The sequence below is a fragment of the Rugamonas fusca genome (genome assembly GCF_014042365.1).
Taxonomy (GTDB): domain Bacteria; phylum Pseudomonadota; class Gammaproteobacteria; order Burkholderiales; family Burkholderiaceae_D; genus Rugamonas; species Rugamonas fusca.
In genome coordinates this window covers 39,202-61,462 of the sequence record NZ_JACEZS010000014.1, presented here as the reverse complement: position 1 = coordinate 61,462, position 22,261 = coordinate 39,202, and the positions used below count along the sequence as shown (strand labels likewise).

16 protein-coding genes and 1 tRNA gene are annotated in these 22,261 nt (G+C 66.4%); 3 read left to right on the top strand and 14 right to left on the bottom strand.

Annotation, left to right across the window (positions count from 1 at the left end):
* Window positions 1-84: 84 nt before the first annotated feature.
* The 7 genes from H3H36_RS16660 to H3H36_RS16630 all read right to left on the bottom strand — a co-directional run bounded on the left by H3H36_RS16660 (window position 85) and on the right by H3H36_RS16630 (window position 9,647).
* A tRNA-Pro gene (locus H3H36_RS16660) sits at window positions 85-161 on the bottom strand.
* 104 nt (window positions 162-265) lie between these two features.
* Window positions 266-973 carry a fumarylacetoacetate hydrolase family protein gene (locus H3H36_RS16655; protein WP_182219215.1) on the bottom strand — a complete coding sequence of 236 codons (708 nt, stop codon included), beginning with the start codon at window positions 971-973 and terminating at the stop codon, window positions 266-268.
* A gap of 51 nt (window positions 974-1,024) precedes the next feature.
* On the bottom strand, window positions 1,025-1,636 hold the full coding sequence (locus H3H36_RS16650) for a TetR/AcrR family transcriptional regulator (protein ID WP_182219214.1): 612 nt from the start codon (window positions 1,634-1,636) through the stop codon (window positions 1,025-1,027).
* Between the two features lie 56 nt (window positions 1,637-1,692).
* The gene (locus H3H36_RS16645; RefSeq protein ID WP_182219213.1) at window positions 1,693-3,159 is read right to left on the bottom strand and encodes an efflux transporter outer membrane subunit; all 1,467 of its coding nucleotides are present in this window, start codon (window positions 3,157-3,159) and stop codon (window positions 1,693-1,695) included.
* Window positions 3,160-3,164: 5 nt separating this feature from the next.
* On the bottom strand, window positions 3,165-6,299 hold the full coding sequence (locus H3H36_RS16640; RefSeq protein ID WP_182219212.1) for an efflux RND transporter permease subunit: 3,135 nt from the start codon (window positions 6,297-6,299) through the stop codon (window positions 3,165-3,167).
* Window positions 6,300-6,314: 15 nt separating this feature from the next.
* The gene (locus H3H36_RS16635; protein WP_229219953.1) at window positions 6,315-7,529 is read right to left on the bottom strand and encodes an efflux RND transporter periplasmic adaptor subunit; all 1,215 of its coding nucleotides are present in this window, start codon (window positions 7,527-7,529) and stop codon (window positions 6,315-6,317) included.
* Between the two features lie 192 nt (window positions 7,530-7,721).
* Window positions 7,722-9,647 carry an MFS transporter gene (locus H3H36_RS16630; protein ID WP_182219211.1) on the bottom strand — a complete coding sequence of 642 codons (1,926 nt, stop codon included), beginning with the start codon at window positions 9,645-9,647 and terminating at the stop codon, window positions 7,722-7,724.
* 275 nt (window positions 9,648-9,922) lie between these two features.
* On the opposite strand from H3H36_RS16630, the gene H3H36_RS16625 reads away from it, so the two are divergent.
* Window positions 9,923-10,480: an outer membrane beta-barrel protein gene (locus H3H36_RS16625; RefSeq protein WP_182219210.1), complete on the top strand. Its 558-nt coding sequence runs from the start codon at window positions 9,923-9,925 to the stop codon at window positions 10,478-10,480.
* 55 nt (window positions 10,481-10,535) lie between these two features.
* Here the strand turns inward: H3H36_RS16625 and H3H36_RS16620 are convergent, their stop codons facing one another.
* From H3H36_RS16620 to H3H36_RS16595, 6 genes are all read right to left on the bottom strand, one after another.
* Window positions 10,536-11,612 (bottom strand): AbrB family protein, encoded by a 1,077-nt coding sequence (locus tag H3H36_RS16620; RefSeq protein ID WP_182219209.1) that lies wholly within the window; start codon window positions 11,610-11,612, stop codon window positions 10,536-10,538.
* A gap of 23 nt (window positions 11,613-11,635) precedes the next feature.
* On the bottom strand, window positions 11,636-12,709 hold the full coding sequence (locus H3H36_RS16615; RefSeq protein WP_182219316.1) for an ABC transporter ATP-binding protein: 1,074 nt from the start codon (window positions 12,707-12,709) through the stop codon (window positions 11,636-11,638).
* Between the two features lie 28 nt (window positions 12,710-12,737).
* Window positions 12,738-14,513, bottom strand: coding sequence for an ABC transporter permease (locus tag H3H36_RS16610; RefSeq protein ID WP_182219208.1), 1,776 nt, complete (start codon window positions 14,511-14,513; stop codon window positions 12,738-12,740).
* 93 nt (window positions 14,514-14,606) lie between these two features.
* Window positions 14,607-15,710 (bottom strand): ABC transporter substrate-binding protein, encoded by a 1,104-nt coding sequence (locus H3H36_RS16605; protein WP_182219207.1) that lies wholly within the window; start codon window positions 15,708-15,710, stop codon window positions 14,607-14,609.
* 63 nt (window positions 15,711-15,773) lie between these two features.
* The gene (locus H3H36_RS16600; RefSeq protein ID WP_182219206.1) at window positions 15,774-16,736 is read right to left on the bottom strand and encodes a Bug family tripartite tricarboxylate transporter substrate binding protein; all 963 of its coding nucleotides are present in this window, start codon (window positions 16,734-16,736) and stop codon (window positions 15,774-15,776) included.
* A gap of 88 nt (window positions 16,737-16,824) precedes the next feature.
* Window positions 16,825-17,889, bottom strand: a complete 1,065-nt coding sequence (locus tag H3H36_RS16595; RefSeq protein ID WP_182219205.1) for a porin — start codon at window positions 17,887-17,889, stop codon at window positions 16,825-16,827.
* 228 nt (window positions 17,890-18,117) lie between these two features.
* On the opposite strand from H3H36_RS16595, the gene H3H36_RS16590 reads away from it, so the two are divergent.
* Together H3H36_RS16590 and H3H36_RS16585 are read left to right on the top strand one after the other, a co-directional pair.
* The gene (locus H3H36_RS16590) at window positions 18,118-18,816 is read left to right on the top strand and encodes a response regulator (RefSeq protein ID WP_182219204.1); all 699 of its coding nucleotides are present in this window, start codon (window positions 18,118-18,120) and stop codon (window positions 18,814-18,816) included.
* On the top strand, window positions 18,817-20,310 hold the full coding sequence (locus H3H36_RS16585; protein ID WP_182219203.1) for a sensor histidine kinase: 1,494 nt from the start codon (window positions 18,817-18,819) through the stop codon (window positions 20,308-20,310).
* Between the two features lie 32 nt (window positions 20,311-20,342).
* Here H3H36_RS16585 and H3H36_RS16580 read toward each other — a convergent pair whose 3' ends face one another.
* Window positions 20,343-22,223, bottom strand: a complete 1,881-nt coding sequence (locus H3H36_RS16580) for a methyl-accepting chemotaxis protein (protein ID WP_182219202.1) — start codon at window positions 22,221-22,223, stop codon at window positions 20,343-20,345.
* Window positions 22,224-22,261: the final 38 nt, after the last annotated feature.

Here is a 22,261-nt window from a genome sequence, read left to right as displayed (position 1 = left end):
CGGTAATCCCCCCATTGGGGTAGCCATTGAATGATGCAAACGAAAAAGGCCAACCCGAAGGTTGGCCTATCTCGTTAAATCTATTGGTCGGGGCGAGAAGATTCGAACTTCCGACCCCTTGCACCCCATGCAAGTACGCTACCAGGCTGCGCTACGCCCCGACTAGGCAAGCATTATAGCAGCCCGCTTATCCTTTTGCCACACTTGCGGGACACCTTTCGGCAATAAACCTTACATTTTGGTCGGATATTGCCGCATCCAACATTCACACCAGCTTGACGGCCAGTTCCGGCAGCCCAGCCACGCGCCCGACCAGCGCCTGGCCGCGCACCACGGCGCCCACGCCTTCGGGCGTGCCGGTGAAGATCAGGTCACCCGGCTCCAGTGCGAACAGGGTCGAAAGGTTGGCAATCGTCTCGCTCACGGACCAGATCAGGTGGGCGATGGTGCTGTCCTGCTTGCGCACGCCGTCCACGTCCAGCGTGATGGCCGCGTGGTGGATGTCGCCCGCTTCGGCCGCGCGCACCAGCGTGCCCACCGGCGCGGAAAAGTCGAAGGCCTTGCCGATCTCCCATGGCCGGCCGGCGTCGCGCATCTTGAACTGCAGGTCGCGCCGCGTCATGTCCAGGCCCACGGCGTAGCCGTAGATGTGGCGCGCCGCATCCTCCACGGCGATATTGCGCCCGCCCACGCCCAGCGCCACCACCAGCTCACACTCGTAGTGCAGGTTGGCCGTGGCCGGCGGATACGGCAGCTCCAGTACCTGCCCCGGCGCGACCGGCACCACGGCCTGCGCATCGTTCGGTTTGCAGAAGAAGAACGGCGGCTCGCGCTCGGGATCGAAACCCATCTCGCGCGCGTGCGCGGCGTAGTTGCGGCCCACGCAGTAGACACGCCGCACGGGGAAGCGCTGTTCGGTGCCGGCCACCGGCAGGCCGACGATGTCATGGGCGGGGAAAACGTAGGAGGTCATGCGGATTCCTTACGGGTAGTTGTACGGGAAGATGAAACAGCCTTCATGGCACTAGGACAGCAGCAGCGCCCCGAGCCCGACGCGGTAAGCGCGCTTGAGCGCAGCCTTGTCCAGTTCAGGATGATGCAACGCCCGCAGCGCCAGCCCCTGGAACAATGCAATGGTCGCTTCCAGCCGGCCGTCGATGGTGGCGTCGTCCGCCGCCAGGCCATGCCGTTCGCGGCCCGCCTTGACGATGGCGCGGAACTGCGTGCGCATGCGCAGATCCGCGTTCACCATCACGGCCGCCACCTTGGGATTACGCGACGCCTCAGCAAATATTTCCAGCTTGAGCCGCCAGAAATCGGGCGCCATGTGCTCGTCGACGGAGTTGTCGCTCTCGTCGACGATGGCTTGCAGCGGATCGTCCTTCTGCTCCAGGTCGCGCAGCAGCAGCGCCACGCGCTCCACTTCCTCTTCCACGAAGGCCGCGATGATCGCATCCTTGCCGTCGAAGTAGTTGTAGATGTGGCCCGCGCTCATGCCGGCCGCCTTCGAAATCTCGGCCATGCTGGCGCCATGAAAACCGCTGCGGCTGAAACACAGGGCCGCCGCGTCGAGCACCTGCCTGCGGCGGCTCTGCGCCCGCTCCGGGTCCGTGTGGCGTTTTTCCGTGATGCTCATGGCTGCTTTCGTGATATCTGGTCCAGGCGATACTGTGGCCAAGGCGGCGCCGTTTGTCAATTTGCCCGCGCGCCGGCGGTGGTACCAGCCGCCGCCACCTGGCCGCCGCCCTCCTCCTGCCAGCCGCCGCCCAGCACCTTGTACAGCGTGACGGCGTTGCTGGCCTTGGCCAGGCGCGCCGTGATCAGGCTTTGCCGGGCCGCGTACAGCGCGCGCTGCGACACCAGCGCGTTCAGGTAGGACTCGGCGCCCTTCTCGTAGCGCGCTTGGTGGATGCGGAAGCTCTTGTCCGACGCCTCGGCCAGCGCCTGCTGCGACGCCAGCCGCTCATCCAGCGTACCGTGCTGGGCCAGCGCGTCGGCCACTTCGCGGAACGCGCCCTGGATCGCCTTGTCGTATCTGGCCACGGCGATGTCGCGGTCCACCTTGGCGATATCGAGGTTGGCGCGGTTGGCGCCACCGTCGAAGATCGGCAGGCGGATCTGCGGCAGGAACGTCCACGCCGACGAGCCGCCCTTGAACAAACCAGTCAGGTCGCCGCTGGCGCTGCCGGCCGTCGCCGTCAGCGAAATGCTGGGGAAGAAGGCGGCGCGCGCCGCGCCGATGTTGGCGTTGGCCGCGCGCAGCGTCCGTTCCGCCTGCAGCACGTCGGGCCGGCGCCGCAGCACGTCGGACGGCAAGCCTTCAGGCAGGCTGGCCGTCTGCGCCACCGCTTCCAGTTCGCCCTGCGGCAGCATGGCGTCCGGCACGGCGCCGCCAACCAGCAACGTGAGCGCGTTACGGTCCTGCGCCACCTGCGCCGTGTAGACGGCCATCTCGTTGCGGGCAGCTTCCACGCTGCTCTGCGCCTCGTACATGTCCACGCCAGAGGTGGCGCCGGCGGCGAAGCGGCGCTGGCTCAGTTCATAGCTGATCTGCTGGCTCTTGAGCGTATCGGCCGCCAGCGCCAGCCGCTGCTGGTCCGCGATGAGCGTCAGGTAGCTGTTGGCCACTTCCGCCACCAGGCTGATTTGCGCAGCGCGGCGCGCTTCCTCCGTGCCCAGGTAGGTTTGCAGGCCGGCCTCGGACAGGTTGCGCACCTTGCCGAAGAAGTCCAGCTCATATGACGCCACGCCCAGGCCGCCGCTGTACTGGCGGTTGATGGCCGCCTCACCGTCAGGCCGCATATTGGCCGGCGTGCGCGACGCGTTCTGGCTCACCGAGGCCGACACGGACGGCAGTTGCGCCGCGCCGGTCACGCCGTACTGGGCGCGTGCCTTCTCGATATTGAGCGCGGCCACCCGCAAGTCGCGGTTGTTGGCCAGCGCCAGCGCGATCACCTGGCGCAGGCGCGCATCGGTGAAGTAGTCGCGCCAGGCGATGTCGGCGGCGGCTTGCGCGCCGGGCGCCGCTGGCGCGGGCTTGTAGGCGTCGCCGGACGGCCACGCTTGCGCGACAGGCGCCAGCGGCTGCTGGTACACGGGCGCCAGGCTGCAACCGGACAGCAGCACACCCGCCGCGATGGAAATCAAGGTCTTGTTCATATGCGTTACTCCGCAACAGCGGTTGGAGCCACCGCGCCGTGCTTGGCGGCGAACAGGCCGCGCACCAGCACGAAGAACAGTGGCACGAAGAAGATGCCGAGGAAGGTGGCCGACAACATGCCGCCCAACACCCCCACGCCGATGGCGTTCTGGCTGCCCGAACCGGCGCCGTTGGCCACGGCCAGCGGCAGCACGCCCAGACCGAACGCGATCGACGTCATCAGGATGGGACGCAGCCGCAAGCGCACGGCCTGCAGCGTGGCCTGCTGCAGCGGCACGCCCTGCTCCTGCAACTCCTTGGCAAATTCCACGATCAGGATGGCGTTCTTGGCGGCCAGGCCCACCACGGTCAACAGGCCGACCTGGAAGTACACGTCGTTCGACAGGTGGAAGGCCCACGTGCCCAGCACGGCGCCGATCACGCCCAGCGGCACCACCAGCAGCACCGAGAACGGCACCGACCAGCTTTCATACAGCGCGGCCAGGCACAGGAACACGATCAGGATCGAGATCGAGTACAGGGCTGGCGTTTGCGCGCCGGAGTCGCGTTCCTCGGTGGACAGGCCGGTCCACTCGTAGCCTATGCCGGGCGGCAGCTGGGCCGCCATCTTTTCCATCTCGGCCATGGCCACGCCCGAACTCTGGCCCGGCGCCGGCATGCCCAGGATTTCCACGGACGGCATGCCGTTGTAGCGCTCCAGGCGCGGCGAAGCGTAGATCCACTGGCCGCTGGCGAAGGCGGAGAATGGCACCATCTCGCCAGCCGCGTTCCGAACGAACCATTTGCCCAGGTCTTCCGGCACCATGCGCGCGTCGGCCTGGCCCTGCATGTAGACCTTCTTCACGCGCCCACGGTCGACGAAGTCGTTCACGTAAGCGCCGCCCCAGGCGGTGCTGAGCACCTTGTTGACGTCGGCGATGGCCAGCCCCAGCGCGGCGGCCTGCTGCTGGTCCACCGTGATCTTGTACTGCGGCGTGTCTTCCTGCCCGTTGGGGCGCACGCCCACCAGCAGCGGATTCCTGGCCGCCATGCCCAGCAACTGGTTGCGGGCCGCCATCAGCGCGTCGTGGCCCACGCCCCCCTGGTCCTGCAGTTGCAGGTCGAAGCCGCTGGCGTTACCCAGCTCCAGCACGGCCGGCGGCGCGAACGCGAACACCATCGCGTCCTTGATGCGCGAGAACGCGCCCATGGCACGGCCCACGACGGCCGGCGCACGCAGCGCGGCGCTCTTGCGTTCCTCCCAGTCCTTCAAGCGCACGAAAGCGATGCCCGTGTTCTGGCCATTGCCGCCGAAGCTGAAGCCGGCCACCGTGAAGATCGACTGCACGGCATCCTTCTCATCGACCATGAAATGATGTTCGACCTGCTCGATTACCTTCAGCGTGCGTTGCTGGGTAGCGCCGGTAGGCAGCTGCACCTGCGCGAACAGCACGCCCTGGTCTTCCGCCGGCAGGAAGGACGTGGGCAGGCGCATGAAGGCCAGCGCCAGCACCGCCAGCAGGATCGCGTACAGCGCCATCGAGCGGCCGCCGCGGCGCAGGATTGCGCCCACCCAGCCCTGGTAACGGCTGCTGCCGCGCTCGAAACTGCGGTTGAACCAGCCGAAGAAGCCCGTGCTGGCAGCATGGTGTCCCTTGGCCACCGGCTTGAGGAAGGTCGCGCACAGGGCTGGCGTGAACACCATGGCCACCAGCACCGACAGCACCATGGCCGACACGATGGTGACGGCGAACTGGCGGTAGATTACGCCGGTGGAGCCGCCAAAGAAGGCCATGGGTACGAACACGGCCGACAGCACCAGGGCGATGCCCACCAGCGCGCCCGTGATCTGGCCCATCGACTTGCGGGTCGCCTCCTTCGGCGACAAGCCCTCCTCCGTCATCACCCGCTCCACGTTCTCCACCACCACGATGGCGTCGTCCACCAGCAGGCCGATGGCCAGCACCATGGCGAACATGGTCAACGTGTTGATCGAATAGCCCAGCGCGGCCAGCACGCCGAAGGTGCCCAGCAACACGACCGGCACGGCCATGGTGGGGATCAAGGTGGCGCGCACGTTCTGCAGGAACAGGTACATGACGAGGAACACCAGCACGATGGCCTCGGCCAGCGTCTTGACCACTTCCTCGATCGACAGCGTGACGAACGGCGTGGTGTCATATGCCACCACGCCCTTCATCCCGGCCGGGAACTGCTTGCTCATCAAATCAATCTTGTGCTTGACGGCGGCGGCCGTGTCGAGCGCGTTGGCGCCCGTGGCCAGCTTGATCGCCACGCCGGTGGCGGCATGGCCGTTGTAGCGGGCCACGGTGTTGTAGCTCTCGCTGCCCAGCTCCATGCGGGCCACGTCGCGCAGGCGCACGGTGGCGCCGTTGCTGGAGGTCTTGAGCAGGATGGCGCCGAACTGTTCGGCCGTCTGCAAGCGGCTTTGCGCCGTCACGGTGGCGTTCAGCTGCTGGCCCGGCACGGCCGGTGCGCCGCCCAGCTCACCGGCTGACACTTCCGTGTTCTGCGCCACGATGGCCGCACTCACGTCGGCCGGCGTCAACTGGTAGCTTTGCAGCTTGGCCGGGTCGAGCCAGATGCGCATGGCGTACTGGGAACCGAACAGCGTCACGTCGCCCACCCCCTGCACGCGGCTGAGTGGATCGATCACATTGGCGGCCACGTAGTCGCCCAGGTCGGCCTGCTTCATGCTGCCGTCCTCGGAGATAAAGCCCAGCACCATCAGGAAGTTCTTGGTGGACTTCGATACCACCAACCCCTGCTGGGTGACGGCGGCCGGCAGCAGCGGCGTGGCCAGTTGCAGCTTGTTCTGCACCTGCACTTGCGCGATGTCTGGATTGGTGCCGTTCTGGAACGTCAGCGTGATGTTGATGCCACCGGCCGAATCGCTCGACGAGGACATGTAGCGCAAGCCGTCGATGCCCTTCATCTTCTGTTCGATCACCTGGGTGACGGCGTCTTCCACCGTGCGGGCCGAGGCGCCGGGATAGGAGCCGGTGATGGAAATGGACGGCGGCGCGATGCTCGGGTATTGCGACACGGGCAGCCCGTGGATCGCCAGCGCGCCGGCCAGCATGATGACGATCGCCACCACCCACGCGAAGATGGGCCGGTCGATGAAAAATTTAGCCATGACTATGCCCTCGCCTTAATGCGCGCTCTTGGCGTTGGCGGGCATGGCGCCCCCCGCGACGGCGGCCGGTGCGGGCGACGCGGCCGGCGTGGCAGCCACGGTGGCGGGTGCGCCAGGCTTGACCTTCTGCACGCCTTCCACGATCACGCGGTCGCCGGCGCTCAGGCCAGCCGTCACCAGCCACTTGTCGCCCAGTGTGCCGCCGGTTGCGATGATGCGCTGCTCCACCTTGCCGTCCTTGTTCAGCACCAGCGCCGTCGCCTCGCCCTTGGGATTGCGCGACACGCCCTGCTGCGGCACGGCGATGGCCTGTTCGTCCACGCCGTTTTCCAGCACGGCGCGCACGAACATGCCGGGCAGCAGATCGTGCTTGGGATTGGGGAACAGCGCGCGCAAGGTTACGTTGCCAGTGCCCGGATCGACGCTGGCGTCGGCGAATTGCAGCTTGCCCGGTTGCGCGTACTTGCTGCCGTCGGCCAGGATCAGGCTCACCTTGGCCTGTCCGCCCGACTGTTTCAGGCTGCCCGATTCCAGCGCGCGCTTCAGGCGCAGCATCTCGGTGCTGGTCTGGGTCACGTCCACGTAGATCGGATCGAGCTGCTGCACGGTGGTGAGCGCGGCGGCCTGACCGGCCGTCACCAGCGCGCCCGGCGTCACCGTGGAGCGACCGATGCGGCCACCGATGGGCGCTTCCACCCGCGTGTATTTGAGGTTGATGGCGGCCGCCTCCACGGCGGCGGTGGCCGATTCCACTTCCGCCTTGGCCTGCTCGTTGGCGGCGATGGCGTCATCGAGCTCCTGGCGGCTCACGCCTTCGATCTGCACCAGCTCCTTGTAGCGCGCCGCTTTCGGGCCGCTGGTGAGCAGGTTGGCGCGGGCCTTGGCCAGCGCCGCCTTGGCCGAGTTGTAGGCCGCCTGATAGCTGGCCGCGTCGATCTGGTACAGGGCGGCGCCAGCCGCCACGTCGGCGCCTTCGACGAAACGGCGCTGCTGGACGATACCGCTCACCTGCGGGCGCACCTCGGCCACCTGGAACGCGGCCGTGCGGCCCGGCAGTTCGGTGGTGATCGGCAGCGCCTGCGGCGTGACGGTGAAAACGCCCACTTCCGCCACCTGCGCATGAGGTGCTACGGCCGTGGATGGGGAGCAAGCGGCCAGCAGGCCACTCGCGCTAAGCAGGACAACGGCGCCGGCACGGCGGCGCATGTGCGGGGTAAGCAAGGCTTTCATTGTTATTTTTCCAATTTAACGTAATCCAGTTGATAGAATGAACGATCATTCTAATGTCGTCAAGAAACGATTTGTAACGACTTGTGTGCAAGAGCGCGGCGACAGAGGGAGAGAAGCGCCAAAAAGCACCAGGCCCGCGCAACCGGGAAGGTTGGGGCGGGCCTGGTGATGGGACAGTGGCGAGGTGCGGACTTACTTCCAGCCGCCGCGCAGTTCGCGCACTTGCTGGTACAGGTATTCGGGCGTGGCGTCGGGCGGCGCCACGGGCTCGCCCACGGCCAGCGCCAGGCGCGAACGCAAGCCTTTGCGAAAGGTGCGCTCCAGCACGGGCTGGGCGCCCCTGCTCAGCAAATGCCCCCACAGGCCACGCAGCGCCATGGGGATCACCGGCACCTGCGAGCGCGCCACGATCTTGGCGATGCCGCCCTTGAATTCGTTCATCTCGCCGGTCGTGGTCAGCCTCCCTTCCGGGAAAATGCAGACCAGGTCGCCCTCATGCAGGGCCTGGGCGATATCGACGTAGGCCTTCTCCATCAGCCATGGGTCTTCCTTGGCCGGCGCGATGGGGATGGCGCGCGCCGTGCGGAAGATCCAGCCCAGCAGCGGCAGCTTGAAGATGCGGTGGTCCATCACGAAGCGGATCGGGCGCGGGCTGGCCGCGCCGATCACGATCGCATCCACGTAACTCACGTGGTTGCACACGAGGACCGCCGCCCCTTCGGCCGGAATGCGGTCGGCGTTGATGCATTTGACGCGGTGGATGGTGTGGATCAGCATCCAGGCCAGGAAGCGCATCAGGAACTCCGGCACCAGCGAGAAGATGTAGAGCGCCACCAGGGCGTTCATCAGCGCCGTGGCCAGGAACAGTTCCGGTATCGTCAAGCCCTGCCCCAGCAGCACGATGGCCACGCCCGCCGCCGCCACCATGAACAACGCGTTCAAAATATTCATGCCGGCGATGGTGCGCGACAGGTGGCCCGGTTCGCAGCGCACCTGGATCAGCGCGAACAGGGGCACGATGAAGAAGCCGCCGAACATGCCGATCATCAGCACGTCGGCCAGGATGCGCAGCGTGCCGTGCAGCGCCAGCCAGTCGAACGCGCCCAGGCGCGCCCCGCCCTGCTGCACCAGCACGGCCGCCACCTGGCCGCCCGTGCCGGCGAAGCCCACGCTGGACAGGTACAGGTCGATGCCGAACACTGTCAGGCCGATGGCGCCGAACGGCACCAGCCCCAGCTCCACCTTGCGGCCCGACAGCCGTTCGCACAGCAGCGAACCGGCGCCCACGCCCAGCGAGAATATGGTCAGCAGCAGCACGAACACGCCATGGTCGCCGTGCAGGTAATCCTTGGCGTAGACGGGGAACTGGGCCAGCACCAGCGCGCCATAGAACCAGAACCACGAATTGCCCAGCATGGACAGGAACACCACCCGGTTCTTGCGCGAGAAGCCGATATTGCGTACCGACTCCGTCAGCGGATTGAGGTTGATGCGCAGCGTGGGATCGGCCGCCGGCGTGTGCGGGATGCGGTAGCTGGCGATCAGGCCCAGCACGGCCGTGAGCAGCGTACCGCCAGCGGTCAGCAGCAGGCCGGCCGGCTTTTGCATGACGAGGATGGCGCCCAGCACTTCACCGAGCAGGATGCCGACGAAGGTGCCCATCTCCGTCACGCCGTTGCCGCCGATGAGTTCTTCCGTCTTCAGGTGCTGCGGCAGGTAGGCATATTTGACGGGGCCGAACAGCGTCGAATGGATGCCCATGCCCACCACGGCCGCGATCAGCAGCCACAGGATGTGCTGCATCCAGCCGATGGCGGCCACGCCCATGATGGCCAGTTCCAGCCACTTGACGAAGCGGGTCAGGCCCGATTTCTCGAACTTGTCGGCCATCTGCCCGGCCGTGGCGGACAGCACCACGTAGGGCAGGATGAACAGGCCCGGAATCAGGTTGGTCAGCAGCGATGGCTTGAGCGTGGTCCAGCTCAAGGCGTCGTAGGTGAGGATCACCATCAGCGCCGTCTTGAACAGGTTGTCATTGAACGCGCCCAGGAACTGGGTCCAGAAAAACGGGGCGAAGCGGCGCTGCGACAACAGGGAAAACTGGTTGGTTTGGCTCATGTCCGGTCAGCGTGGGTGGGGATGGGTAGAGAACATACAGCAGCGCGCGGCGGTCCGCAATGGCGCAGCGCTGATGCATTGCCCCCGGTCAGGGCGCCGCCGGCCGTGACCGGGATTGTCAAAATTAAAAATATGTAAGACAAGTTTCCTTAAGCAAAAATAACTATTGCAGAAATCATAATCAGGCTTTAGAATCCGCGTTTCCTAAAGGCAATATCCGGCGCCATTCGCGCCCTTCACCCTTGCCGCAGGGCTTACACATTAAGGATATCCGCATGAAACACAGCATCATCATCGCAGCAATCGCCGCCCTGGCCGCTCCGCTGGCCGCCCAAGCAGACAACGCCTACGTTGGCGCCAACATCGGCCGCGCTGAACAAAAACTGGAAATTCCGTCCGGCACGGGCACGGAAAACACGACCGGCTTCAAACTGTACGGCGGCTACAATTACACCAACAACTTCGGCGCCGAAGTCGGCTACGTCGACTTCCGCAAAGTGGAGGGCTCGGACTCCGGCTACGGCGCATCGTCCAAGCCATCGGCCATCTACGCCGCCGCCACCGGCACCCTGCCATTGAACGCGCAATTCTCGCTGTTCGGCAAACTGGGCGTAGCATACAACCACACCACGATTGAAGCCTGGCTGCCAGGTCAGTTCTACAGCACATCCAAGAACAAGACCCAAGCCATGATCGGCATCGGCGCATCGTTCGCGCTGGACCAGAAGATCACCTTCGTGGCTGAATATGAAAACTTCGGCAAAGTCGCCGAGCAAAATTCGCTCAACGTCAAAGCCGACCTGCTGTCCGTCGGCGTGCGCGTCAAGTTCTAAGCTGCCATCAGATCCGACTGATCGCGAAACCGGCCTTGCGCCGGTTTTTTTCGTCCTAGCGCCGCGCCACGCGCCGGATCAGCCGAAACAGCGGGCCGATGGTGAGCACCAGCACCACCATGCGCGCCACGTGAAAGGCCGTAACGATAGGCACGCCAAGGTGCAGCGTCTTGGCCGTCAGCGCCATTTCCGCGATGCCGCCCGGCGACGTGGCCAGGATGGCCGTGCCAGGATGGATGCCGGCGCCCCGCGCCAGCAACAGGCCGAAGCCGGCCGCCAGCGCCATCGCCGCCAGGTTGCAAGCGGCCACGCTGGCCAGGAAACGCGGCGCCGCGCGCAGGAACGCCGGTGAAAAGCGGCAGCCAAGCGAGGCGCCGATGAACAGCTGGCCGCCCCGTATCATCCACTCGGGCAGGCGGCTCAGGTGCATCCCGCCGGCCGTCAGCGCCATCGCCGCCAGCAGCGGGCCGATGACCCAGGCGTTGGGCATGCCGGTGCGCTTGCACAGCAGCGCGGCGACGCTGGTCAGCGCCACCAGCAGCAGCAAGCCCCCGATATGCACCTCGGCCGCACCGGGGTGGTACACATCGTCGCCCAGGGCCAGCCCGTGACTGCCCCACCAGCGCACCGTGAACGGAATCACGGCCACCACCAGCATCACGCGCAGGCTGTGCGCGGCCGCCACCCGCTCCACGCTGGCGCCGTGGCGCTCGCCCTGCACCGCCATTTCGGACGCGCCGCCGGCCGCCATCGCGAAAAAGGCGGTGGTGCGGTCGGTGCGCGCCATCTTATGCAGCAGATAGCCGCTGCCCCAGCCCAGCGCCAGCGTAAAGCCCACGGCCAGCGCGATCAAGGGCGCGTAGTTCGATAACGCCAGCAGCACGGGCGCCGTGAAATACAGGCCCAGCGCCGTGCCGATGGCCCACTGCCCCGCCTCGCGCGCCCACACGGGTGTGCGCAGGTCGCGCCCGGCCAGGCGCAGCATGGCCGTGGCGAACAGCGGACCGATCATCCACGGCAGCGGCGTATCGAGCCACAGGCACAGCGCGGCGCCAGCCAGCGACGCCAGCAGCGCCGCCAGCCATGCCTGCACTTGCGTCCCGCCGCCCTCGAACCAGACCAACCACGTCATGCCGCGGGACTCCCTGCCATTTCTTAAAACACCCAGAGCTTATCGGCCGGCAGTTGCAGCCAGTAGCGGCCCGGTTCCAGCTTGTAGCGCGAGTGGGCGCGCAGGCTGATCTCGGGGCCGGACTCGCTCTTGAACAGGCACTCGAAGCGGTCGCCCAGGTACATGCAGGTCAGCAGCGGCAGTTCGATGGCGTTCTCCACCGGCGTGGCGCTCACGCGCACTTCCTCAACGCGGATGATGGTGCTGCCTTCGGCGCCGGTGGAGGCGCCGCGCGCCGTGGCCTGCAGCGTGGTGCCGTTCACGTCCAGCTGCACGCGACTGCCGTTGCGCTGCACGATGCGGCTCGGCAGGCGGTTGTTACTGCCCATGAATTCGGCCGTGAACAAGGTGTCGGGCGTCTCGTACATGCTTTGCGGCGTGCCCTGCTGCTCGATCTTGCCGTTGTTGAGCAGCAGGATGCGGTCGGAAATGGCCATCGCCTCGGCCTGGTCGTGGGTGACCATCAGCGCCGACAAGCCGAGGCGCACGATCAGCTCACGCAGGAAGGCGCGCGCTTCCTCGCGCAGCTTGGCGTCCAGGTTGGACAGCGGCTCGTCCAGCAAAATCACGGGCGGGTTGTACACCAGCGCGCGGGCGATGGCCACGCGCTGCTGCTGGCCGCCGGACAGCTGGTGCGGGAAGCGTTCACCCAGATGGCCAAGCCCCAACTGCTTGAGCACTTCGTTGACGCGTTCGGCGATGTCGGCCGCGCCCATCTTGCGCAGCTTGAGGCCATAGGCCACGTTGTCGAACACGGTCTTGTGCGGCCACAGCGCGTAGGACTGGAACACCAGGCCCAGGTTGCGCTGCTCGGCCGGCATCTCGAAGCCGCGTTCGCCGTCGAACACGCGCCGGTCGCCGATGGCGATGGTGCCCAGCTTGGGGCTTTCCAGTCCCGCCACGGCGCGCAGCAGCGTGGTCTTTCCGCTGCCCGAAGGCCCCAGCAGCGCCACCACTTCGCCCTTTTGCAAATGCATGGACACGCCCTTGAGGATGGGATTGGCGTGGGCGCCGCTGCCGTAATCGAGGTGCAGTTCGTTGACGCTCAGTTCATTCATGATCAGGTCTCGTTTCATGGCTAGGTTCTCAGTTATGCAGTTTGACGCCAAAGCGCAGCGCGATCCCCAGGCCGATGGCGACCAGGGAAATGTTAATGAAGGACAGGGCCGCCACCAGGTCGGTCGAACCGCCGGCCCACAGCGACACCAGCATGGCGCCGATCACCTCGGTGCCGGGCGAGAGCAGGTACACGCCGGTCGAATATTCACGCTCGAAGATCAGGAACACCATCAGCCAGGCGCCCAGCATGCCGTATTTGATCAAGGGCAGCGTCACGTCGCGCGTCACCTGGCCGCGGCGGGCGCCCACGGCGCGCGCCGCTTCCTCCAGTTCCGGCCCCACTTGCAGCAAGGCCGTCGAGATCAAGCGCATGCCGTAGGCCAGCCACACCACGGAGTACGCCAGCCACAGGGCGAAAATGGTCGAGCGCAGCGAGCGCAGCACGGGAATCGCATGTTCACTGAGCCACAGGGCCACACCGTTGTCCATCCCCTTCAACATGCCGTCCAGCCAGCTGGGCACGAACAGGAACACCCACAGGAACGACAGGCCTGCCAGCAGGCCGGGAATGGCGCGCGGCACCAGCACGCTGTAGTCGAGCAGGCGGGTGATGCCGTCCGGCTTGCGGTGCATGGCCAGCGCGATGCCGCTGTAGCAGATCACGGCCAGCCCGCCACCCACCACGCCGATCAGGATGGTGTTGAGGATGCCGCGCATCAGCGAGGGCTGTTCCAGGATTTCGCGGAAGTGGTCCAGCGTCAGCACGTCGGCCAGGCGCACGCCCTCGCCCCAGTACTGCACGAACGAGCGCAGCACGATGCCCGAGATCGGCATCACGATGGTAAACAGCAGCCAGGCGGCGATCAGCGCGAACGCCAGCCACTTCCAGCGGCCCAGCGGCATGGACTTGGTGCGCGCGCCCTTGCCCTTGATCGACACGTATTTGTTGGCCGACTTGAGCAGCCAGCGCTGCAGCATCACCAGCGGCATGGTCACCATCACCAGGCACACGGCGACGGCGGCCATCAGGTGGTAGGACGGCGTACCGAGCTTGTTGGTCAGCTTGTACAAATAGGTGGCCAGCACCAGGTGGCCTTCCGGGTCGCCCAGCACCAGCACCAGGCCGAACACTTCGAAGCCGAGGAAGAACACCAGCACGGCCGCGTAGGCCAGCGCCGGCATCACCATGGGCAGCGACACGTTGAGCATCACCTGCAGCGGCGAGGCGCCGGCCACGCGGGCCGCCTCCTCCACGTCCGAGCCCAGGCTTTTCAGCGCCGACGAGGCGTACAGGTAGACGTGCGGCACGTGGGTCAGGCCGGCGATCACGACGATGCTGGTGAACGAATAGATGTTCCAGGGGACGAAGCCCAGCAGTTCCTTGGCCCACGTGGAGTAGAAGCCCACCGGCCCCATGGACACCACGTAGCCAAAGCCCATCACCATCGGCGACACGAAGATCGGCACCAGCAGCATGGGCGCGATCCAGCCGCGGCCTGGCAGGTCGGTGCGGATCATCAGGAAGGCCAGCATGCCGCCCAGCGGCACGGCGATCACGGCCAGGCCGGTGGCCAGGATCAGGCCATTCTTGAACGCGACGATGAAGTCGGGATCATCGAAGATGAAGCGGTAGGCGTCCAGGCCCAGCTCCTTGCCCGGCACGAAGAATGGCGCCGACAGGAAGCTTTGGTAAAAAATCAGCAGCAGCGGCACGAAGATGGCGAGCGCGGTCAGCGTCACCACCACGCCGCGTGGCCAGTTCAGGCTGCGCCGGCCGGAGCCGGGTATGGTCATCGTTTGCATGTGAGGATACCTTCAGGCGCGGCGCGGGCGGGCGCCGTCGCGTGTTTGAATGGAGGGATGATGCGGCCGCCGGCAGCGCCGGCGGCGGGCCGCTTATTTTTTGCCGGCCGTTTCTTTCCACTGCTTGAGGAAGGCCATGCGCTTGGCCGGGCCAAGGAATTGCAGCACGATGGGGTGCACGGGCACGGGCTTGACGTTGTCCTTGCCGATCTGCTTGATCAGGTCAGCCGACGTGGTTTCGCCGGTGACGTCGGTGCGGATCGCGTACAGGCGCGAATCGTTGGCGATGATGGTCTGGCCGCGGTGCGACAGCATGTAGTCCAGCCACAGCTTGGCCGCGTTGACGTTCCTGGCGCCCTTGTTGATGAACAGCACGCGCGACAGGATCAGGGTGTAATCCTTGGGCAGCACCACGCCGATCGACGGATCAGCCTTGGCCCGCACCAGCGCGTAGGAGCCGAGCACGTTGAAGCCGATCAGGTTCTCGCCCGACGAGATGCGCTCCATCATGGTGCCGGTGGACGACTGCACGCGCACCTTGGCCACGCCGAACGCGTTCTCCAGGTCGGGGAACCTGGTGCCCAGCTCGCGCGCATCCTGGGTCATGAACATGAAGCCGACGCCGGATTTCTCGATGTCGTAGGTGGTGACCTTGTCCTTGAACTTGGGCTGCTGGATCAGCTTGGCGAACTCGGCGTGGGTCTGCGGCACTTCCTTGGCGTCCAGCAGGCGCTTGTTGTAGACGATGGCGGCCGGCTCGAACGTGGTGCCGTAGGCCTGGTCATCCCAGATGGCCCAGCCGGGAATCTTGGACGCTTCCACGGATTTGTACTTGAGCGCGTAGCCGTCCGAGGCCAGGCGCATCTGCAGGTCCATGGCCGAGGACCACATCACGTCGGCCGTGTTGCCGCCGGCCGCCACTTCGGAGATGAAGCGGTTGTACACCTCGGTCGAATTCATGTCGTTGTATTCGATCGTGATGCCGGGGTACAGCGCGTTGAAATCCTTGATCAGCGGCTGGGTAGCCTTGCTGTCGGTGGCGCCGTAGATCACCAGCTTGCCTTCCTTCTTCGCGCCGTCGATGATCTTCTGGTAGTCGGCCGGATAGCCGGCCGGCACCTGGGCCAGGGCGGCGGTGGCGAATGCGGTGGCCAAGGTGGTGGCCACTGCGGCGGCCAGGGTGGTTTTGAACATCATGTTTGTCTCCGTCTGTTTATGTACTGCCATGTGTATGCTGCGTGACTGCTTTTGCTCTGTTGGCTATCGCACCAGACCCAGTTCGCTGGCGCGCTTGCCGTAATCATCGACTGCCTTCTTGACGTAGGCCGTCAGCGCCGGCCCCGTCAAGCTGAACGGATACAGGCCGTAGCTGGCACGGGCCTGCGCGAACTGCGGGCTGGCCAGTGCGCGGTCGAAGGCGCTCACCCACTTGCGGTAATCGGCCTCCGATACCTGGGGGCCCATCCACACGCCGCGGATCACCGGCCACACCACGTCGTAGCCCTGCTCGCGCGCCGTGGGCACCTTGGCCAGCACGCCCGGCAAGCGCTGCTCGGACAGCACGGCCAGCACCCGGGTGCTGCCGCCGGCCGAGTACAGCGTCGCTTCCGACGCGTCGCCCGACACCACCTGCACAAAACCCGCGTGCATGGCCGTGAAGGCTTCGCCGCCGCCCTCGAGCGCCACGAAACGCAGCACTTTCGGGTCCACGCCGGCCGCCTTCACCACCAGCGCGATCTTCAGCCAGTCCTGGCTGCCGATGGTGCCGCTCACGCCGATCAGCACCTGCTCCGGATGGTGCTTCAGGGCCGTCACCAGCTCGCCCAGCGTGTGGTAGGGCGAATCGGCGCGCACCGCGATCATGCCGTAGTCCGCGCCCAGCGCCGCCACCCAGCGCACGTCGTCCGCCTTGGCCTTGCCGAACTTGCCCTGGGCCAGATTGAGCAGCGAGCCGCCCGAAAAAGCCACCAGCGTGTCCGGCTCGGCGCGCCGCTGCGACACCAGCGCGTGCCAGGCCACGGCGCCAATTCCGCCGGGCATGTAGCTGATCCGCATCGGCGCGCCGCCGTGTTCCGGCAAGCTCAGCAACCCTTGCCGCGCCAGCTTGCAGGTGAAGTCCATCGCGCCGCCCGGCTTGGACGGCACGATGCATTCCGTGCCCGCCGCCTGCGCCGCCGTGCCGGCCATCAGGACGGCCAGCCATGCCAGCAAAATTGTTTTCATCGATGTAGGTATGGTAGTTCGCGCCAGCTTTCAAAGCGCTTTCAACATCCGGGGCCAGGCAGAAAAAAACGGCCCCGGATGTCCCGGATCAGAAGCGGTGCTGGATGCCCGTCATGAAGCCGCGCTGGGTGTCGGCGAAGCCGGCATCGTCACGCGACAGGCCCGTCAGCTGGCCATTCTTGGCCTTGGCGTAGGCGGCGGCCACGTACAGGTCGGTGCGCTTGGACAGCGCATGGCGGATGCGCGCCACGTACAGGGTCGGATCGGCGTCCTTGCCGGCGGCCACGTTCTTGACGTTGACGTGGTAGATCGCGCCCGTCAGCGTGTTGACGGCATCGAGCTTGTAGACCACGCCGCCCCAGGTGGTGGTGGCATCGACATCGGCGGTCAGCGCCTTGCCGGCCACCAGCTTGTAGTCGCGCACCACGGCCGTCAGCTTCACGGGGCCGTTCTCGTAGTTGGCGCCCAGGTGCCAGACCGTGCTCTTGTCGCGGTTGCCGGTGGCGACCACGGTGTTGCCGTTGACGCGCTCCCAGGTCGCCATCACGCTCACCGGGCCGGTGGTGTAGGTGAGCGCGGTGGAGAACTTGGCACTGTCATTGCTGCTGGTGCTTTGCTCGCCGGCGCCATAGGACGCGCCGAACTTGAAGCCGCCGGCGGCCACGGAATACTTGATCATGTTGTCCCAGGCCGTGGTGAAGCCATACTTGCTGGGCCCCGTGGCCGGGCCGGACGTGGCCCACGAGTAGAACGGCGCGAAGCCCATCGGGTCAAAATGGATCACCGTGTCGTACACGCTGGTGAACGAACGGCCCAGCACCACGCGGCCAAAGCCGCCTTCCAGCCCCACGTTGGCCTGGCGCTTGAACAGCACGCCGTCGGAGGCGCCGGTGTCCATCAGGATGCCGCCTTCCAGGTTGAACACGGCTTTCAGGCCGCCGCCCAGGTCCTCGGTGCCGCGCAGGCCCCAGCGCGAGGTGTTCATGCCGCCCGAGGTCACGCGGGTCATCGCGCCGCCGCCCGCCTTGGCGTCGCTGGCGTAATCCACACCCATGTCCAGCAAGCCATATACCTGCACGTTCGATTGCGCGTGCGCGCCGCCGGCGGCGCCCAGCAGGGCCAGGATGGCGAGGGACAAAGAGGATTTTTTCATGTGAGTCTCCGGTAAATGTAGTTATGAGTTCGCTATTAGTGAAGCACCTGATCGGAAATCAGGGGTCCACTATAAAATTCACTTCCTTTCATTTGCCTTTCAGTCCCGGCAGCTTGGGCCGCCCCTGTCTCCCGTGCACCACAAAGCGCCAACGTCGCCGCGCGGACGGCGCGCTGGGGCTATCATGCAGTCTGACACTGAACTTCTTTGATCGGATTGGCAAGATTTATGCGCATTTTGTTAGTGGAAGACCACACCGAGCTGTCACGCTGGCTGTCCAAGGCCCTGCGCGACGCCAACATGACGGTCGAATGCGCCGACAACGGCGCCGACGCCGACGCCCTGCTGCACACCCAGGACTATGCGCTGGTGATCCTGGACCTGACCTTGCCGCGCATGGACGGGCTGGAGGTGCTCAAGCGCCTGCGCGCGCGCCCCGCCCCGCGCAGCCAGACCCCGGTGCTGATCCTGACGGCCCGCGGCGGCCTCGATGACCGCGTGCAGGGGCTGAACCTGGGCGCCGACGATTACCTGGCCAAGCCGTTCGAGCTGGCCGAACTGGAAGCGCGGGTGCGCGCGCTGCTGCGCCGCAGCGTGGGCAACGAGGCGCTGGTGCACCGCTGCGGCGCCCTCAGTTTCGACACCGTCACGCGCTGCTTCAGCTACGGCGGCGCCGCGCTGGCGCTCACGCCGCGCGAGCACGCCGTGCTCGAAGCGCTGATCTCGCGGTCGGGCCGCGCCGTGTCCAAGGAAAAGCTGTTCGACGAAGTGTTCGCGCTGGACGACGAGGCCAACCTGGACGCGATCGAACTGTACATCCACCGCGTGCGCAAGAAGCTCGACAACGGCTTGCCCGACGCCGCCGTCATCACCACGCTGCGCGGCATCGGCTACCTGCTGCAGCCGCGCGGCGCCGTCGGCGGCTAGATGGCGGCGCGCCCGTCCCGCCTGGCGGCCAGCGCCCACCTGCGCAGGCCCGGTCCGGGCGCCCCGCTGGGCAGCCTGCGCGGCCAGCTGCTGCGCTGGCTGCTGGTGCCGCTGATCGTGCTGGTCATCGTGAACGCCTTCTTCGTCTACCGCAACGCGCTCGACGCGGCCGACATGGCTTACGACCGCTCGCTGCTGGCCTCCACGCGGGCGCTGGCCGAACGGGTGTCCGTGGTCAACGGCAAGGTGGTGGCCGACGTGCCCTACGTGGCGCTCGACAGCTTCGAGACGGACACGCTGGGCCGCATCTACTACAAGGTGACCGGCATCCACGGCGAGACCGTGTCCGGCTACGACGACTTGCCGCCGGTGCCGGCCAACGTCCCGCGCTCGCAAGCCTACCCGGCGCTGGTGCGCTTCTACCACGCCAACTACAACGGCCAGCCGCTGCGCATCGCCGCCCTGCTGCAGCCCGTGTATGACGACTCCATGCGCGGCATCGCCCTGATCCAGGTGGGCGAGACGCTGGACGCGCGGCGCGGCCTGTCGAACCAGATCCTGTTCGACACACTGCTGTGGCAAGCCGCCCTGTTGCTGGCGCTGGCGCTGCTGGTGTGGTTCGCCGTGCGCCTCGTGCTGCAGCCGCTGATGCGCTTGAAACTGGAAGTGGAAACGCGCAGCCTGAACGACCTGTCGGACGTGGACCCGGCGCTGGTGCACAAGGAAGTACGGCCGCTGGTGGCGGCCATGAACACCTCGATGGCGCGGCTGCAAAGCCTGATCGCCAGCCAGCGCCGCTTCATCGCCGACGCCTCGCACCAGTTGCGCACGCCGCTGACGGTGCTCAAAACCCAGGCCGAACTGGCGCTACGCGAATGCGAGCGCGCCCAGGCCGATCCCGAACAGATGAAATCGGCCCTGCGCGACATCGTGCACAGCATCGCCGCCACCACCGATTCCACCGTCAACCTGGCCAACCGGCTGCTGACGCTGGCGCGCATCGAACACGGCGGCCAGGGCGGCGACCATGCGGCGCTGGCGCCGGTTTCGCTGCGCGACGTGGCGCGCCAGGTGGGACTGGAACTGGCGATTGCGGCCGTCACCAAGCAGATCGACCTGTCGCTGGAAGGGGATCAGCCGGCCGTGGTACATGGCCAGGCGCTGCTGCTGCACGAAATGATCGCCAACCTGGTGGACAACGCGCTGCGCTATACGCCGCCCGGTGGCACGGTGGTGCTGCGGGTGCGCGAGGATGCACGCGGCGCCACGCTGGAAGTGGAGGACAGCGGCCCCGGCATCGCGGCCGCCGAACGGGAAAAAGTGTTCGCGCCGTTCTACCGGGCCAGCGCCACGCTGGAGCGCAACCCGGGCGGCGCCGGCCTGGGACTGGCCATCGTGCGCGACATCGCCGCCCTGCACGGCGCCACCGTCACGCTGGCCGATGCGGTCGGGCCGCAAGGGTTACTGGTGCGGGTGGCGTTCCAGGCGCAGTAAAACCAATCACGCTGACGCCGCCAACGCCGCCATCACCCCCGCTCGTCGAGCTTGAACACGCTGACCACGGCCGCCAGGTTGGCCGCCTGTTCCTGCAGCGAGGCGGCAGCGGCCGCCGCCTGTTCCACCAGCGCCGCGTTCTGCTGGGTGGTGCTGTCGATCTCCGTCACGGCCAGGTTGACCTGGGCGATGCCATCGCTCTGCTCGTGGCTGGCCGCCACGATCTCGCCCATGATGCTGGTCACCTGCTCGACCGAGGCGACGATCTTGGCCATCGTGGCGCCCGCCTCGTCCACCAGCGAGCCCCCGGCGTCGACCTTGACGACCGAATCGCCGATCAGTTCCTTGATCTCCTTGGCCGCCGCCGCGCTGCGCTGGGCCAGGTTGCGCACTTCCGACGCCACCACGGCGAAGCCGCGGCCCTGCTCGCCGGCGCGGGCCGCTTCCACGGCCGCGTTCAGGGCCAGGATGTTGGTCTGGAACGCGATGCCGTCGATCACGCCGATGATGTCGACGATCTTGCGCGAACTGTCCTTGATCGAGGCCATCGTCTCGACCACCCGTCCCACCACGGCGCCGCCCTGGGTGGCGTAGCCGGACGCGGACTGCACCAGCTCGTTGGCATGGCGTGCGCTGTCGGCATTCTGGGTCACGGTGGCCGTCAGCTCCTCCATGGCGGACGCCGTCTGCTCCAGGCTGGAGGCCTGCCCTTCCGTGCGCGACGACAGGTCGAGGTTGCCGCTGGCGATCTCCCGCGATGCGTGGGCGATGGTCTCCGTGCTGTTGCGCACCTCGCGTATGGTGCGGTTGAGCGAGGACACGAAGCGGTTGAAGGCGTCAGCCAGCATGCCGATCTCGTCGCCCGATTCCACCGTCATGCGGCGCGACAGGTCGCCATTGCCGTCGGCGATCTGGCCCAGCATCTGGGCGGCGCGCGCCACGGGCGCGGCCATGGCGCGGCTCACCAGGTAGATGATGAACAGGCCGATACCGCCGCCCACCAGCCCGCCCAGCAGCGCAGCCAGCAGCACGGAACGGGTCACCTGGCCCAGCACTTCTTGCTCGGGCACTTCCGCGATCACGTACATATTCAGTTCCGGCACAAACGACGAGGCGACGATGCGCTTGCCGTCCGGCGCGCTGTAATTGACCGTGGCAAATTGCTGGCCGCCCAGCAGCTTGCCGCTCAGGTCCTCGCTAAAGCCGGGCAAATCCTTCATGAAGTGCTTGCTGTCGGCCAGTTGCGGATCGCGGTGCACCAGCAGCATGCCGTTGGGGCGCACCAGGTAGACAAAGCCGGAGTTGCCGATCTTGTAGTTGCGGATGGTCTCGGCCAGCTTGTCCACCGACAGCCCCAGGCTGCCGATGCCGATCTTGCCATCGCCGGCGTCGAAGCGGGTGTTGATGAACACGTTATAGGTGGTGCTGCCCTGCTCCTTGTCCAGGTTCAGCGTGTAGGGCTTGCCGCTGGCGAGAAAGCCGAAGAACCACTGGTCCGATGGCGCGTTCTTGTCGACCATGCGACGATAGCCGGTCTCGTCATAATACTTGCCGGTGGCGGCCGAGACCCAGGACACGGACGCCGCCTTGCTCACTTTCTTCACGCTTTGCGCATAGGCCTTCCAGGCCGCGTCGCCGCTCTCGGGCAGCCCGGCCTTTTCCCACTCCAGCAGGAAGGTGTTGGCGCTGAGGGCCAGCGCGGACGCCACCGGCGCGCCGATCTGGCGCTGGATATCGTTGCGGATCTCGCCCACCACAGCCGGCAGTTCCTGCCCCACCACGCGTTGTTGGATGGTGTTGCCCGTCATGACCACGCTGAGCGTGGCCGACAGCACCAGGAACAACAACAGGCAAAGGGCCATGCTCGACATCAGCTTTTGCTGGATCGACAGGCGGCGTAAGAATTCAGACATATGTTCTCCCCGGAATGTGAATTGGCGCTCTGACGGCG

What these genes read in the sequence shown, in the direction of transcription:
- H3H36_RS16585 (WP_182219203.1), top strand. Translation starts at nt 18,817, where the DNA reads ATGGCGGCGCGCCCGTCCCGCCTGGCGGCCAGCGCCCACCTGCGCAGG.
- H3H36_RS16580 (WP_182219202.1), bottom strand. Translation starts at nt 22,223, where the DNA reads ATGTCTGAATTCTTACGCCGCCTGTCGATCCAGCAAAAGCTGATGTCG.
- H3H36_RS16645 (WP_182219213.1), bottom strand. Translation starts at nt 3,159, where the DNA reads ATGAACAAGACCTTGATTTCCATCGCGGCGGGTGTGCTGCTGTCCGGT.
- H3H36_RS16610 (WP_182219208.1), bottom strand. Translation starts at nt 14,513, where the DNA reads ATGCAAACGATGACCATACCCGGCTCCGGCCGGCGCAGCCTGAACTGG.
- H3H36_RS16595 (WP_182219205.1), bottom strand. Translation starts at nt 17,889, where the DNA reads ATGAAAAAATCCTCTTTGTCCCTCGCCATCCTGGCCCTGCTGGGCGCC.
- H3H36_RS16605 (WP_182219207.1), bottom strand. Translation starts at nt 15,710, where the DNA reads ATGATGTTCAAAACCACCCTGGCCGCCGCAGTGGCCACCACCTTGGCC.
- H3H36_RS16655 (WP_182219215.1), bottom strand. Translation starts at nt 973, where the DNA reads ATGACCTCCTACGTTTTCCCCGCCCATGACATCGTCGGCCTGCCGGTG.
- H3H36_RS16635 (WP_229219953.1), bottom strand. Translation starts at nt 7,529, where the DNA reads ATGAAAGCCTTGCTTACCCCGCACATGCGCCGCCGTGCCGGCGCCGTT.
- H3H36_RS16640 (WP_182219212.1), bottom strand. Translation starts at nt 6,299, where the DNA reads ATGGCTAAATTTTTCATCGACCGGCCCATCTTCGCGTGGGTGGTGGCG.
- H3H36_RS16600 (WP_182219206.1), bottom strand. Translation starts at nt 16,736, where the DNA reads ATGAAAACAATTTTGCTGGCATGGCTGGCCGTCCTGATGGCCGGCACG.
- H3H36_RS16620 (WP_182219209.1), bottom strand. Translation starts at nt 11,612, where the DNA reads ATGACGTGGTTGGTCTGGTTCGAGGGCGGCGGGACGCAAGTGCAGGCA.
- H3H36_RS16590 (WP_182219204.1), top strand. Translation starts at nt 18,118, where the DNA reads ATGCGCATTTTGTTAGTGGAAGACCACACCGAGCTGTCACGCTGGCTG.
- H3H36_RS16630 (WP_182219211.1), bottom strand. Translation starts at nt 9,647, where the DNA reads ATGAGCCAAACCAACCAGTTTTCCCTGTTGTCGCAGCGCCGCTTCGCC.
- H3H36_RS16625 (WP_182219210.1), top strand. Translation starts at nt 9,923, where the DNA reads ATGAAACACAGCATCATCATCGCAGCAATCGCCGCCCTGGCCGCTCCG.
- H3H36_RS16615 (WP_182219316.1), bottom strand. Translation starts at nt 12,709, where the DNA reads ATGAATGAACTGAGCGTCAACGAACTGCACCTCGATTACGGCAGCGGC.
- H3H36_RS16650 (WP_182219214.1), bottom strand. Translation starts at nt 1,636, where the DNA reads ATGAGCATCACGGAAAAACGCCACACGGACCCGGAGCGGGCGCAGAGC.